Below are 14428 nucleotides of genomic sequence, written 5' to 3'. Positions count from 1 at the left end.
CAGACGTGTGCTCTTCCGATCTGTTTTTCACGGTTTTCTTTGCATATGAATTCGACGAAAAGTGCCGGAAACCCTTGTGGATACAGGGATTTTTGTTTGTTCAGCAAGCCCTAAATACGGCATTCATTCGAATGACCTCTAAGGTGTTATACAGATAATGCGGACGAAGCTGGCTCTTAAGCGCATTTAACTCCGTTTGTTTTCGCTTGATTTCTGCGATATACGCCCCATCGATAAATGCCTTTAGGCGATCCACCATTCGATTGAAGCCGTAAGCAAGTCTACTGATCTCATCCTGGCCGTCAACTTTGATCTGAGCTTCCAAATCACCTGATTCCACCCTGCTCATCTGCTTGATAACCCCTCTAATCGGTGTCGCCAATCGGCGAGAAAACCAGGTGCCCATCAAGATGAGAATAACCGCACAGATCGCAATTGCCAGATAAACGGCTGACGTTGTTGATGAAAGCTGCGCGAATAAGTCTTTTTGGGATATTCTCAGAACAATTCTTCCGTCCATGTAGTCTAATCCTTCACTCAGTACCAGCAGATCTTCATCCGGCCGCTCCGAGATCGTATGCTGTTTACCAGTGACGCCAGGCACGTTGCTAAAGTAGACAATATCATTGCCGTCAAGTACATAAATCTCATCATTAGTTCCAAGCGTTAGCTCACTGAACAGCCCTTCGAAGATCTGGGCATCCACATCAAAAAACAATGTACCCACGACCTTGGGCTCAAGGGTAGGCATCCCTGAAATATCGATCAGATTCCGTCCAATTGTCATAACATTCGCTTTGGAATTAAAGAAATAATCGTCCGCATGAGTCGGATGTATCACAAGATTCCTAGGTATATCCTTCAATGATGCTATCCACTTTTGGGCAGGCAGCTTATCCGGAAAAAAAGCCGTCCCCACTCGAGTTTGATAGTAAAGCTTGTCATCCACTTTTCGGATAAAATAAGTGCTTCGAATACTCGGATTGCTATACAGCATCGTCTTAAGAAAATCATCGATCGGAACCGTGTTAATTCTTTCCAGCTTATTCACTTGAGTCGTCTGATTGACGGAAGCGCTTCCAGCTTCATCATTATATCCGGTATACATCAATTTCGATATTTCATTATAATCAGAAAATGTATTGTTAAGATTGTAACTCATGTAAATTGACATTTGCTGCAGGTTATTAACCGTATATCGCTCAACATGACCCGTGAAGGTTTGCAAGGAAAATAGACTAAGGGCAAAAAGCGGAATCATCCCTACCAGAAAAAACGCAACCGAAAATTTGACGAATATACTTCTCCATAATCGACGTAATACGACCATGCTCCGCCCCCCTTTTCGTCTTAGTATATCAAATATAGACTTTCCATAACGATAAAAGCGGGTTGGATAATATAGTAACCATAGATCAATATGTAAAGAATCAGACCTCTGAGGCATTAAGCCTTGAGGTCTGATTCTTTACTTAGTCGCCGATGGCCGATTGGAAAATACACTGTATAAGCCTCATCCTTCACCTCGTAAAGAGGAATGAAGCGGATTCCGCGGTCTTGGTTGGTCGTTCGGTAATAACCGATATTCCACCAGCTATGATTTCTTTCGCGGTCCGGTATTAGGAGTGTTTCCGGAGCCGCAGGATTTCCATATAGTTGCCTCTCCTCATCGATTAACCCCGCGAGAACAATTGGTCCGTCCATGAATGCCAACCGATTCGTAAGACCGGGAAGCGGTTCGACTGTAAGCTCCTTAGGTAATTCCACGCACACCTTATCCCCGTCGTTCCATGATTTGCGAATTTCTACTAAGGTAGTGGGTAGAAATAAACCGCTGAGCGGAACTCCATTTACCGAAATAAGCGGCTGGCCCTTTACCCACCACGGAATTCTAAGCTTTAACGTAAATTCCGTTTCCCTATCGCAAGTCACTTTAATGTCATATACAAATCGATCAGGACGATGAGCAGAAATTTGCGGCGTGTTTACCTTCGTGATCGTGTGCATACCTTCTACGTTCCATCCGTTCAGTGGATATACGCCATTTTGTCCGTCTTGCTGCAGCTCGAGGCCAATCTGAGCTTCTCCTTGCTCGAATTTAAGGCTTGAAGGAATCCATTGGCTTATAGCAACTCCATGTTCATCCCGCAAATAAATTTGTTGTTCATAGGAAGCGTTAGCCTGAATGAGAGTACCGTGGCAGCACCAGAAGTGCTGGGTCTGTGATCCCCACTTCTTGCGGCTTCCTGCACCTATACCTAGAAAGTAGGAGATCATCCCCGTCTCTCCATGCTGTTGGGCAAGAACTCCGTTGTAGAACCTTCTCTCCCAATAATCCGCATATAAAGGTTCACCCGTCCAACGATATAGAACATGGGCCAGCCGCATCATGTTGTAATTACAGCAATGCTCCTGTCCTACACCCATCCGCTCAGCGAATTGGCCTGGAGGCATCCATAACTCAGCATCATCTCCCGCTCCAGTGCATGAAATCCCCCGGTCTGTTACCGCACTTCTCCAGAAAGCTTCGACCACATCCCTATAACGATGATCGCCAGTCACTTCCCAGGCTTTTGCCGCTCCCAATATTTCCGGTATCTGCGTATTCGCATGTTTGTTGGTAAGAACATCCTCACCCCTAAGAAGTGAATCGAAGAACCGCCGCCTGTCATATCGTTCGATCAATTCACGATGCTTGGGATCGCGGGTAATCCCATATAAATCTGCCCAAGTTTCCAGCATTCCGCCTGTTTCCAAGTCCAGTAAGTCATCCATTTGCTCCTGATTGAATTGGCCTGTCCAACGATGGAACCATGCGGCCATGCCGATCATGATCGCGAGTGCCTGCTCGTTCCTAGCGAGTGCATACATCTCACCAAGCCCCATGAGAAGCTTGTGAATGGTATAATGCGGCGCCCATACCCATTTGCCGTTCGCCATTCTGTGCATGTAGGATTGCGGAAACGCGGCAAGCCACTCCCCTCCGCCCGCCACTTGGCAACGCGCTAATTCTTTTACAACGAAATCGGCTTTGGCCTTAACGAGCTGGTCATCGGTTTGCGCATAGATTCGGGCTGCCGCGGACAACCAATGTCCCATCATATGACCTCTAAGCTCACAGGTAGGAGACTCCCAGCCCCAATGCCATTTTTCCGGACCGTCCAAGCTCGTTGTCGTTGCGCTTGTCGTTCCGCCATTGCCGCTATAACTCCAAAGTCCCGCCTCCAGGTAGAAATTACGAAGCAGGTTATCATTTGTTAAGCTCATGACATATTGCTTATTCAATTCAAACCGCTTTCTCAACGGACCTTCCGATAATCGAACCTGTCCCATTGGATATTCGGACATCTTTATGGCTTTCATTATATTACCCTCCCAATTTATTGCTTATGAGGTTTAGTCTAATCCTTTCTGGGTAAAGGTTAAATGCACAAGAACACATGTTACCTATACTTTTTTTGGGTTATAATCAGAATATTACAGGAGGGAGTAACGTTCATGATGATGAAGGACTTATCCATTTCTCTCACTGCCGATCGTTTCCCGCTCGTCAGAGATATCGGTAAAAGCCAAACTGACGGAATATACACCCACCACGATCGCATCCTTGATTTCGATGTATTCCTATTCGTCACCAAAGGGAGGATGCAAGTCATAGAGGAAGGAACAGAATACTTCGTAGGCGAGATGGAGCATTTGTTCCTGAAAAAAGGCAGGCATCATTGGGGGCGACCTTTAACGCTCCCCGGAACGACCTGGTACTGGATACACTTCAACACCGTAATCGACGAGCATATCTCTTACAGTGATCATCTTCCCATGGCCGAGCTGGACTATTACTTCCCGGATCAATATCAATATAGGCTAGACCTGCCAAAGCACGGAACATCAGTCTTCCACTTAACGTTGGAAAACCATTTACAGAAGCTATTGGAGGATTATGAAGCGCCAAGGGAGAATGGCATGACGTTGATAAGCCTGCAGGCCTATCAGCTGTTCCTTGAGCTGCGGCAAGCAGAATTGTCACGTACAGCTAAGAAAACTGCCGGAAAAACAAATAGGGTAGCGGGGAAAGTTATGGGGTTCCTGACACGGCATGTGGAAGAGGATTTTGATTCCAAGCTTCTGAGCACTTACGTTAATCTGAATTACAGCTATCTATCGGCAACTTTCAAGAAGATAACAGGGCAGAACATCGTTGAAGCTCATACGAAGCTTAGGATGAATAAAGCCATCCATCTGATGCGAAGCACCTCTATGAACGTATCTGAAATCAGCGAACGGCTAGGTTACCGCAATCCCTTCTATTTCAGCAGAGTGTTTAAGAAAGTGCTTGGGGAGGCGCCTTCTACCTATATGAGTCGTTTCTACAAGCCGTAATCCGATTATTTATTTCAAGATCAGGATGCAGACGTACTCCCTATTATTGATTCCTATATTTCAGCGGTGTAGTGCCGACAACCTTCTTGAACAATTGCACGAAATACGAGGCATCTGGAAGGCCTACCTCTATTCCAATGCGTTCAACCGACAGCGTCGTTGTCTGCAGAAGGCGACATGCTTGCTTGATTCTTCGCGCTGTCAAATAATCCGTGATACTGCTTCCGGTCTCTTGCCTGAAAACTCTGGATACATAAAATTTGGATAAGTGCAGCTCCTCTGCGATCTGATCCAAGCTCGCTTCCTCCGAATAATGGTCCTCGATCCACCTCATGATCTTTTCCGAGTAGCGCAGCGATCTTTGTTCGGCTGTCTTCACAATCTGTTTATCACTGTTGTATTGTTCCCGTTCAATCGTACCCAGCAGCTGCATGAGCAGAAGGAAAGCCTCTTCTTCATTCTTCTTCCCAACGCTAGACCTATTGTGCCAATCGCCCAACTCATCCAGCAGTTCGATCTGCTGTGAGAAATCATAGGCTTGGGATATGCCTTGACTTTCGGTCAGTTGAATAAGCAAGCCGTTCCGTTGAGGAAAGGGGGCCAGCTTCTCAGAAATCTCTCCCGTTTGAAAATACAGCTTAGAGCGTATATAAGGCCGTTCCTCGCTTGCCCTTGGATACACCTTATGAAGCTGGAAGGGCTGGAAAACGAATAACATCCCGCGTCTGATTTCATGGGTATTCTGATTAACGATGACCGTCCCTTCGCCCTCGTGAACCCAAAGGATTTCACAGCATGGATGCCAATGATAATACCCTTCGAAAGGCATTACCGTAGTTTGTCGATGATCCCAGAGGATCGGCTTACCATCGAATTGAACCGGACTGAATAATCGATTCAAGCTTCTCAACTCCCTTAATTCAGGACAAATAAACAACATTTTCGCTTATCATATCATAACTATAGCCCCCGCATAAAAGTTATTATTCGAATATATCAAGCAACCGGCTTTGCCGATTGTAATCATTAGGAGGCTTATAGATGGACAGTATTTATAAAGCGGAAATTATGAAACGACTAGAAGGTAAGGTGGATCGAATGATCCGCCAAATCGGGAATAAAGTACCTCATTTCGCTGGAAAAAACGGGATATACGACGATATTGGCACGGACTGGTGGACAACCGGCTTCTGGCCGGGCATTCTGTGGATCATGTACGACATGACAGGCAAAGAGCATTACAAAGATGCGGCTTGGCATTGGGACGCAACGCTGGAGGAATGGTTCGTTAAACCGACTGAAGAGTTCCATCATGATGTTGGCTTTCAGTTCCTGTCCACTGCTGTTATCAAGCATAAGATAACCGGCGACCAGGATGCGTTCCGCCGGGGAATCGAAGCTGCGAACTTCCTTGCGGCCCGCTTCAATCCGGTCGGCAATTTCATTCGCGCCTGGAATGAAGACAAATACGGTTGGGTCATCATCGATTGCATGCTGAACATCTCGCTCTTGTTCTGGGCCAGCGAGGTGACTGGAGACCCTCGTTACAAGCATATCGCGATCAAACATACCGAGACGACGATGAAGTATGGCATACGTGAGGACGGCTCGAGCAACCATATTATTTCATTCGACGCGGAGTCAGGCGAGTATATCGAGTCATTCGGAGGTCAAGGCTTGGCTCCCGATTCCACATGGAGCCGCGGCAACTCTTGGGCGTTGCAAGGGTTCGCTAACACCTACAGGCACACAGGTGATGTTCGGTTCTTGAATGTGGCCAAACGAGTCGCCCACTACTTCATAGCAGCTCTTCCGGAGGATCATGTTCCATACTGGGATTTCCGTCTAGAGTCCCTCGAAGGCATGTCACGAGACAGCTCCGCAGCGGCGATTGCCGCATCAGGCTTGCTGGAAATTGCAGATGTTGTGCCTGCAGGCGAGAAACGGTTGTATGCCGATGCTGCCGAGCGGATTCTAAAATCGTTAACCGAAAATTACGCAACATGGGATCAACCTGAGCATGAAGCGATTCTTCTGCACGGTACTAGCAGCGGAACAACTAACATTGATGTATCTCTTATCTACGGGGATTATTATTACGTGGAGGCAATGGCGAAGCTGAATGGCTGGAAAAATCGGGTTTACTAATAACTGAACAACTGGAATGCAAAGAAGAAGCCTTCTGTTCACGGAAGGCTTCTTCTTTGCATTCTTCGCTAAGCGATAGATCAGCTTCTACGACATTTCGATTACATTCTCAGATAGAAACCTCTCTAGTTCGCCGTTAAAAGCATCAGGAGTTTCCATATTAGAAAAGTGTCCGGCATTCACTAAATCAGCTCTTCTCGCATGAGGAAACATGCTGATCAATTTTTCAGAAGATTGAATGCTCCCGCGTGAATCGTCGCTTCCAATGAGTACGAGGATAGGAATTTCGTTAGAAATCATCCGCAGCCGTGCTGAAAGAGGCGCTCCAATCAGACATTTCGGCTCTCTGTGAATTCGCTGCCATACTGTCCAATCGTTAATCATTTCCCGGAGTTCCTTGGCTATTTCTTCCCGATGCGAACCGCAGCTTCCAATCAACTGCTCGAACCATTCGCTTTTATGTGCGGCAACCTCAGTTATTGGGATCACTAGAGGCTCTCTATCCGTTTCATCTTCATCCATATAAATGGCGCCGCTAGCAACGGAAACAGACTTGACCTCTTCCGGGTAAAGGCTCAAATAATCCAATGCCACAAATGATCCTAGCGAGAGTCCCACAAGATGAACCTTTGAAATTCCTAGTCCACGAAGCAACATGTGCAAATCTTCTGCATGAAGAAAGTCCTTACCTTCTTTCGGCATACCGGATAAGCCGTATCCCCGCATATCATAGCGAATGACCTGATGGCTTTCCGCGAGTTTAGTAAATTGCCGATTCCACATTCTCCGATCGACGGAATGCCCGTGGATTAGAATAATTGCCTCTCCGGAGCCGGAAGCTTCATAGTAGAGCTCGGTGTCATCACTATTCATTTTTCCTGATCGAATTATCATTACCCCATAATCTCAATTCTCTTCCGTATAACGGAAATAATCGAAATCAGCTGCTACTCGGGTGCCATCTAAATCTTGTACACACATACCTACTAAAGTTCCAGCAAAGCCAAGCTTGCCTTCGTAATCATCTGAGAGCTGCCCCATATCCAGCTGAGGGCCTACATTGCTCCAAGCTTGACCATCCGAGGAGCATTGGAACTGCAGGCTGTCATAGTCGAATACCGCCTTCAGGTAGCAACGTTCCCAGCCTTCGATACCGATAACTGCGCCTTCCGGTTCATCGTAACCGCCCGAACGGCTGACGACCACCTGAACGTGCTTGCCAAGGTTATCATCATGACTGATCCGCAAATAGAAATGGTCTGCTTCGTCACTGTAACAGACGAGCCCTGCCATTTGATTAAAGGTCTTCGGCTCGAATTCAACGCAGGTTTCCGCTTCTGCACGGAAGTGCTGCAGTCTTCTGGCCACCATGCTTTGACGGTTCCAAGAGAACAGCGACTCCTGACCTAGAAGCCTTAAATAGCCGGGGCGCTCCTTCAGACTAAGCCAGCTTTCCTCTGCCGGAATACGGAGGGTCTGAAAATCTATACCCAGCTTACCGCCATCAAAGTCATCCTTCTCAGGGGATTCCGGCCATGGATGAAGGGGCAAATCCGGTGCCGGCACCTCAAGCAACGGAAGAATTCCCCCTCCGGATATCCGAAGCCAGCCGTCCTCTGTCCATTCCACCCGCTGGATAGCTGTTTCCCGGCCAAGCGGACTGAGCCTGCGTTCTGGTAATGGTCTAGCGCAAATATGCGCCATGTACCACTCCCCGTTCTGTGTCTCCACAAGCGCGCCGTGACCTGCCTTCTGCAGCGGATGCTCCGGATGGTTAATGGTCGTGAGCATCGGATAGTTCGGATCTAATTCATAGGGTCCTTCTATCTTTCGGGAACGAGCCATAGTAGCCGCATGGTTGTAGCCTGTTCCACCTTCTGCCAGCAGCATGTAATAGTAGCCGTTTCGTTTCAAGAGCTGCGGCCCTTCCGTTACTCCAAGTGTGCTCCCTTTGCTAATGATCTCGACTGGCCCGACCAGCTTTTCCTGTTCAACCGAGTATTCCTGAAGCTCAATACCAGCAAAGCGGTTATAGCCTTTACGGAAATCCCACCGCATGTTAAGAACCCATTTACGCCCGTCATCATCATGGAACAGGAACGGATCAAAACCTCTGCTGTGCAAATAGATCGGCTCGGACCAAGGACCTTCGATAGTTGTCGCTGTAACCATATAATTGTGCAGATCCTTAAAGGTGCTGCGGCGAGCCTTCACATCTGTATAAAGCAAATAAAATATGCCGTTATGATAGGATAAAGCCGGTGCCCAAATTCCTCCTGAGCTAGGATTGCCCCGAAGATCAAGCTGCGAAACTCTATTCAAGGGATGCGTCAGCACCCGCCAATTCACAAGATCCTTGGAATGATGGATTTGAACGCCTGGAAACCACTCGAAGGTCGAAGTAGCAATATAGTAATCATCGCCTACTCGGATCATGGAAGGGTCGGGATTGAACCCTCGAAGTACAGGATTAATAATCATGACGAAGCTCCTCTCACTAGTGCATGGATATAACGAAAATATGGTGTTAGTTGAACACCCAATCAAAGTCTATCACACGCCTATGCGATCCTATATGTACCTTTTTATAGAGGGAAGTGCGGTTTTTTTATCATTTTGAGGTTGGATGTTTCTCCAACCGTAAACAGACCTCCGGGACAATTGTCTCGGGAGGTCTGTTTACCTTTATGGAATAATCCATCCGCTACCTCTTTACCAGCATAAAAGAAGGATCCAGCTCCAAAATACATTCCTCTGTTTCCATTGAATAGTCTTCTACGCGAGGAGATACCGGATAAGCACGGAATTTTGTTTCCGGTACAGAGTGAAGTAGATCGCGCAAAGCTTCCGATTGATTCATCTGCGGATCTAGCCATGTATTCATGGCTTCTTCATCCAGCATTAAGGGCAGGCTCTTATCCAGTCCAATGCTTGAAACTGTGGTGATGACCGTACACATCGGGAATTCGTTCTTCTCGGAATCGAGCCAAACGTCATAAATACCCGCCATTCCAAAAACAGATTTCTTCGGGTGGACAACATGCCATGCGCGTTTTGTCTTCCCTTCCTCTTTCCAAACGTAGAAGCCGCTGCAAGGAACGACGCACCGTTTCTTCGCAAGCATGGAATTAAGGTACGGCTTATCACCAATGGTCTCTCTGTCCGTATGAACCGAGCTCTTACCCCAATAGGGCATCAAGCCCCATCTGTGTTGATTCAGACACCTTTCTTCCCCCATTTGCTGGATGACGGGAATTTCCTGAGTAGGCGAGATATTGTATCTTTTCTGATATGGAATATGCACGCGTTCAATTTCGAAATCCGCAGTCAATTGGTCTAGATCTACCGTTAATGAGAAGCGATTGCACATCAGAATCAGCCCATTTCCTTCTGTGAATAACTCTCATTGTTTGTTTCTAGAAGGAAATCTATGCAGTGCGCCATCATCTCGGAGGCTGCCAACGCTTGCGAAAGGACAAAGGTGTCGTGTCTATGCGGTCCTTGAACAACCGGATAAAATGGCTCACGTTATCGATTCCGACCTCCATCGCAATTTGGGAAACAGGAAGGTCCGAATATTTGAGCAACTCCTTGGCTCGGGACATGCGGACGTTGATGAGAAATTCATTCGGCGAAAATCCGCTGTACCGTTTAAATTCCTTGGCGAGATGATACTTATTAACAGATGCGAGAGCAGCCAGCTGATCCAGCGTTATTTTGTCCTGATAGCGCTGCTCCATTTCCTTCATTGCGCTTCGTACATGCTCCGGGGCATCCGCAAGAGAAGTGCCAATCTCAGGTGCAGCCAGCAAGATGTCCGTCAACAGACCAACAAGCAATTTATTAGAGATCAGCTCACTTCTCACAGTCCTTTCTTGTTGAAGGAGTATAAGCTCGCGAAGCATGCTTGGAGTCTGAGAATCCGGGGGAAGAGTAACGACAGGCGTTTCCGCTGTTTCATAGGCTTCGTAATACCGAGTTACCCCGTGCCCGTTGAAATGGACCCATAACAATTCCCAGGGCTGATCTGGATCTGTCGTATAGTACTGGTATTCCATGCAATCGATGAGAAACGCTTGGCGGGGGCGGAGATCGTAGGTGTGCCCGCGATAAGTTAATTTGCCTCTGCCAGATACGGTGTATACGATGAGGAAGGAATTCAGATACTCCCTCTCCGTGAAATACGGTGTTAAGGTGTGGAAATGTCCCACCTCTTGAACATAGAGGTATGCGGATCTAGCATAAACGGAAGGCGTGGCAATAAGACGAATGGAATCCTCGGTCCAGGCGTAAGAAGCCCTCTCTCGCAAGGTAGACATCACGATTCTAACACCACCCCAAGATCATGTTATTTTTGACCAACATTATTCGATGTTAATTATAGCTTAAGCGGTTACTATTTTGGAATAAAGCTATTATTTTATTATGAATGAGGTGTATCCTATGACTTATCTTCCTCCTATCAAGTTAGTTAAGCGTCCGCGGATCGGGCTTTATTCGGTTGGACTTCGAGCTTACTGGGATCAGTTCCCTGGGCTTCGCGAGCGTTTGATCGACTATGGTCGGTTTATCGAAAATAAACTGTCCGCTTGGGGGGACGTGTTTAACTACGGCTTGGTCGATACGGAAGGCGAAGGAAGAAAAGCGGGTGAATGGCTGAATGAGCGAAATGTCGATCTCGTCTTCTGTCATGCCGCGACTTACTCCACCAGTTCCACCATTCTGCCAGTGCATCAGATCAATAAGTCGCCTGTCGTATTCTTGAATCTGCAGCCGACCGACCGAATAAATTATGAGCAATCGACGACAGGGGAATGGCTTGCCCACTGCGGAGCATGCCCCGTTCCGGAATTCGCCAATACCTTTAATCGGGCGGGTATCCCGTTCCGTGTTGTTAACGGACTTCTCGGCATGTCGGCGACACCTGAGATTTCACTAACGAATGAAGTGACCGCGAATCGGATTGAGGCTGTACGCGCATGGAAGGAAATAGAGGAGTGGGCTCGGGCGGCTGCAGTTCCGAGAACTCTGCAGCATAGCCGCTTCGGATTTCTTGGCAATACCTATAGCGGAATGCTTGATATGTACAGCGACTTCACGATGCTTCAAGCACAGACGGGTATTCATATTGAGGTACTCGAGATGTGCGATCTAGACCGCATGTTACGCGAGGTTACCCTGCAAGAGGTGAAGGCGAAGCTCGAAGAGGTTCATGGCATGTTTCAAATCAGCGGAGATTCCCCTTCCGATCCGATTGCCAGCAAGCCATCCGAGGAACAGATGGAATGGTCCTGCAGGGTCGCGGCAGCTCAGGAACGTCTCGTGAAGGAATACGACCTGGACGCCCTGTCCTACTACTATCACGGTGCGCCGGGAGGCGAATACGAGAAGCTTCAAGGCGGCTTTATCGTCGGCCACTCCCTGCTGACCGCTCGAGGAATCCCTTGCTCTGGCGAAGGAGATCTGAAGACGGCGGTCGCGATGAAAATCTGCGATATCCTTGGCACCGGCGGCAGCTTTTCCGAAATCGTCGTTGTCGACTACGTCGATGGGACTATCCTCCTTGGACATGATGGACCTTTCCACATTGCTATTTCGGAAGGCAAGCCGGTCCTTCGCGGTATGGGCCTTTATCATGGCAAACAAGGAACTGGCGTTTCCGTGGAGGCTAAGGTCCGTACCGGTCCGATTACGACGCTTAACGTAACCCAAACAGAGGATGGCAAGCTCAAGCTGATCATGAGCGAGGGCGAATCGACGGATGGACCGATTATGAGAATTGGCAATACGCAAACTCCCGTCCGATTCCGGGAGCATCCCGACAGCTATATGTCACGCTGGTTCGCCGAAGCTCCTACGCATCATTGTGCGATGTCCATCGGCAATAACGCTTCTTTGTTCCAGAAGGTCGGCGAGCTAATGAAGGTAACTTCGGTCACCATGTAAGAAGTGAAGCAACGCCTCGTCATTGTCGTGTTTTACGACATTGGCGGGGCGTTTGCTCTTTCTGCACCTCTCATTGTCGCGATTTGCGACATTGATGGGGCGTTTGCTCTTTCTGCGCCTCTTATTGTCGCATTTTGAGCCTGTCAATTAACAGTTCATAACTTCGGAAATCTGCGGGAGACCACAAAATGTATGCGAAAAATCATACAAAATGAGCGTCACACGCATCGAATCAGTCGATTCTATACGAAATTTCATACAGAAAAATTGATTTGAGCCCGGATTCTGGAAATGTATGTGAAAAATCATATACATTCTCTGCATGTGTACGTTCATGATACTGTCCACAATTAATCGACAGGCTCATTTTACGACAGTGGCGGGCTCGAATCTACCGTCAACAGGTCATTCAATAGCAGAAGGGGCAGTCCCATAAGGGCGATCTTATGGAACAGTCCCTTCTTAAGGCACACTGTAAAGAAAATAACGCCAAAACTACTACTATATCATTTCCAATATCTCATTATGGATCAACTAGTAGCAATAGTGCTGCTAACAACCTCCATTTTCAACGAATCATGGCTTTGAGTACGAATTAGTGGTAAGAAAGTAACAAAATCAAGAATCATCGGTTGAACCCATGATATTAATAGCACTTTTACCTCAAATTCTCGTATACACCGTCTGACGAGATGTTGGATGTGTTTGAGCTTCGTACCGCCAATGAAGCCCCTCGGTCATAGACTATCCATATAAAGCTATACCGACAAGCCCTGATAAAATAATAATCGATACGGGATGTTTACGAAAGAAAAGAAGTGCGCATAACGAAGCGATAAAGATCAAAATCTGGCTCCAAGTGAACCAGGAAAGAGATGACATAAGCCCGCTGTTTAGAGCAAACATGACCGCCGCATAAAAAATCAATCCGGTTATTATCGATCGAAGTCCATAGAATGAAGACTGCATCAGCTTGTTCTGCCGGACCCGAAAGAAAAACATCCCCACAGCAATGACGATGATTAGCGAAGGTAATAATATCCCCAATGACGCAATGATCGCTCCAACAATACCCGCCTCCTGATACCCAATTAGGATGGCAATATTACTCGCAATCGGGCCAGGAGATATTCCGGCAACTCCTATTAAATCGGTAAAATGCTGGTTATTCATCCATTCGTGACGGTTCACAACCTCCTCCTGAATCAGAGGGATCATAGCATACCCTCCACCGAACGAGACAAGCCCGATCATGAAAAACGTAACGAACAGATCGATCAGCATAATATCCCCTCAATTAGATCATATAATCGTAAACTTGCTTTTCATTTTCCCGTTTCTCTAGCTTCGTTTCCCAGCCAAGATAAGTCCGCATAGCAACTAGAATGATCCCGACCAAAGCCCCTCCTCCAATCAGGAATATCGGATGAACATAATCGCGGGTCAAATACATGATTTCGACCGAAATAACTACCAATAAGAGAGTTGTTTTATCTACGATTGCGGTTTTACCGATTTTATAGGCAGCATAAACGATCAATGCAACGATTGTTGCCCGAATAGAAATAAAAGCAGCTTCTATCTTCGGGTTATCCTTCATCTCCATGAAGAAGATAGATAAACCCAAAACTATGAAGAAGGTTGGAAGGAAAATGCCCAGCATAGCCATAATCGCCCCTCTGACGCCGGCAATTCTGTAACCAATCAAGGTGGCTGAGTTAATGGCGATGGCACCGGGTACGGATTGGGAAGCTGCAAAAATATCTGTGATTTCCTCAGTACGAAGCCATTTCCTTTTCACTACAACCTCACGCTCGATAGCCGGAATCATAGCGTACCCGCCGCCAAAGGTAATGGGTCCAATTTTTAGAAAGCTTATAAATAGAGACCATAGCAATTTGATGTCTCGATTCATTATCAGCCCCCCTTAAATAACACAAATCAATTATATCAT

13 protein-coding genes are annotated in these 14428 nt (G+C 47.1%); 4 read left to right on the top strand and 9 right to left on the bottom strand.

Going from position 1 to position 14428, the window contains the following annotated elements:
• Positions 1-100: 100 nt before the first annotated feature.
• Both ACESLK_RS25540 and ACESLK_RS25535 read right to left on the bottom strand, forming a co-directional pair.
• Entirely contained in the window at positions 101-1330 is a 1230-nt protein-coding gene (locus ACESLK_RS25540; RefSeq protein WP_373232569.1) for a cache domain-containing sensor histidine kinase, read from the bottom strand.
• A gap of 116 nt (positions 1331-1446) precedes the next feature.
• Positions 1447-3363: a beta-L-arabinofuranosidase domain-containing protein gene (locus ACESLK_RS25535; RefSeq protein ID WP_373232568.1), complete on the bottom strand. Its 1917-nt coding sequence runs from the start codon at positions 3361-3363 to the stop codon at positions 1447-1449.
• 135 nt (positions 3364-3498) lie between these two features.
• Here ACESLK_RS25535 and ACESLK_RS25530 point away from each other — a divergent pair, with 135 nt between their 5' ends.
• On the top strand, positions 3499-4380 hold the full coding sequence (locus tag ACESLK_RS25530; RefSeq protein WP_373232567.1) for a helix-turn-helix domain-containing protein: 882 nt from the start codon (positions 3499-3501) through the stop codon (positions 4378-4380).
• A gap of 43 nt (positions 4381-4423) precedes the next feature.
• On the opposite strand, the gene ACESLK_RS25525 is transcribed toward ACESLK_RS25530, so the two are convergent.
• Positions 4424-5281, bottom strand: a complete 858-nt coding sequence (locus ACESLK_RS25525) for an AraC family transcriptional regulator (protein WP_373232565.1) — start codon at positions 5279-5281, stop codon at positions 4424-4426.
• Positions 5282-5421: 140 nt separating this feature from the next.
• Between ACESLK_RS25525 and ACESLK_RS25520 the strand changes: the two genes are divergently transcribed.
• Positions 5422-6528, top strand: a complete 1107-nt coding sequence (locus ACESLK_RS25520; RefSeq protein ID WP_373232563.1) for a glycoside hydrolase family 88 protein — start codon at positions 5422-5424, stop codon at positions 6526-6528.
• Positions 6529-6615: 87 nt separating this feature from the next.
• Here the strand turns inward: ACESLK_RS25520 and ACESLK_RS25515 are convergent, their stop codons facing one another.
• The 4 genes from ACESLK_RS25515 to ACESLK_RS25500 form a co-directional block, all read right to left on the bottom strand.
• Positions 6616-7422 carry an alpha/beta fold hydrolase gene (locus tag ACESLK_RS25515; RefSeq protein ID WP_373232561.1) on the bottom strand — a complete coding sequence of 269 codons (807 nt, stop codon included), beginning with the start codon at positions 7420-7422 and terminating at the stop codon, positions 6616-6618.
• 12 nt (positions 7423-7434) lie between these two features.
• Complete coding sequence (locus tag ACESLK_RS25510; RefSeq protein WP_373232559.1) at positions 7435-9009, bottom strand: glycoside hydrolase family 43 protein; 1575 nt, start codon at positions 9007-9009, stop codon at positions 7435-7437.
• A gap of 223 nt (positions 9010-9232) precedes the next feature.
• The gene (locus tag ACESLK_RS25505; protein ID WP_373232557.1) at positions 9233-9898 is read right to left on the bottom strand and encodes an SOS response-associated peptidase; all 666 of its coding nucleotides are present in this window, start codon (positions 9896-9898) and stop codon (positions 9233-9235) included.
• Between the two features lie 73 nt (positions 9899-9971).
• Entirely contained in the window at positions 9972-10847 is an 876-nt protein-coding gene (locus ACESLK_RS25500) for a helix-turn-helix transcriptional regulator (RefSeq protein WP_373232572.1), read from the bottom strand.
• 106 nt (positions 10848-10953) lie between these two features.
• Here ACESLK_RS25500 and ACESLK_RS25495 point away from each other — a divergent pair, with 106 nt between their 5' ends.
• On the top strand, positions 10954-12474 hold the full coding sequence (locus ACESLK_RS25495; RefSeq protein ID WP_373232555.1) for a hypothetical protein: 1521 nt from the start codon (positions 10954-10956) through the stop codon (positions 12472-12474).
• Positions 12475-12477: 3 nt separating this feature from the next.
• Positions 12478-12612, top strand: a complete 135-nt coding sequence (locus ACESLK_RS25490) for a hypothetical protein (RefSeq protein WP_373232553.1) — start codon at positions 12478-12480, stop codon at positions 12610-12612.
• Between the two features lie 606 nt (positions 12613-13218).
• Here ACESLK_RS25490 and ACESLK_RS25485 read toward each other — a convergent pair.
• Together ACESLK_RS25485 and ACESLK_RS25480 are read right to left on the bottom strand one after the other, a co-directional pair.
• Positions 13219-13758, bottom strand: coding sequence for a chromate transporter (locus ACESLK_RS25485; protein ID WP_373232551.1), 540 nt, complete (start codon positions 13756-13758; stop codon positions 13219-13221).
• Between the two features lie 13 nt (positions 13759-13771).
• Entirely contained in the window at positions 13772-14389 is a 618-nt protein-coding gene (locus ACESLK_RS25480; RefSeq protein ID WP_373232549.1) for a chromate transporter, read from the bottom strand.
• Between the last annotated feature and the right edge of the window lie 39 nt (positions 14390-14428).

It is taken from the genome of Cohnella sp. (assembly GCF_041640265.1).
Taxonomy (GTDB): domain Bacteria; phylum Bacillota; class Bacilli; order Paenibacillales; family Paenibacillaceae; genus Cohnella.
This window is presented reverse-complemented; position numbering and strand designations above follow the sequence as displayed.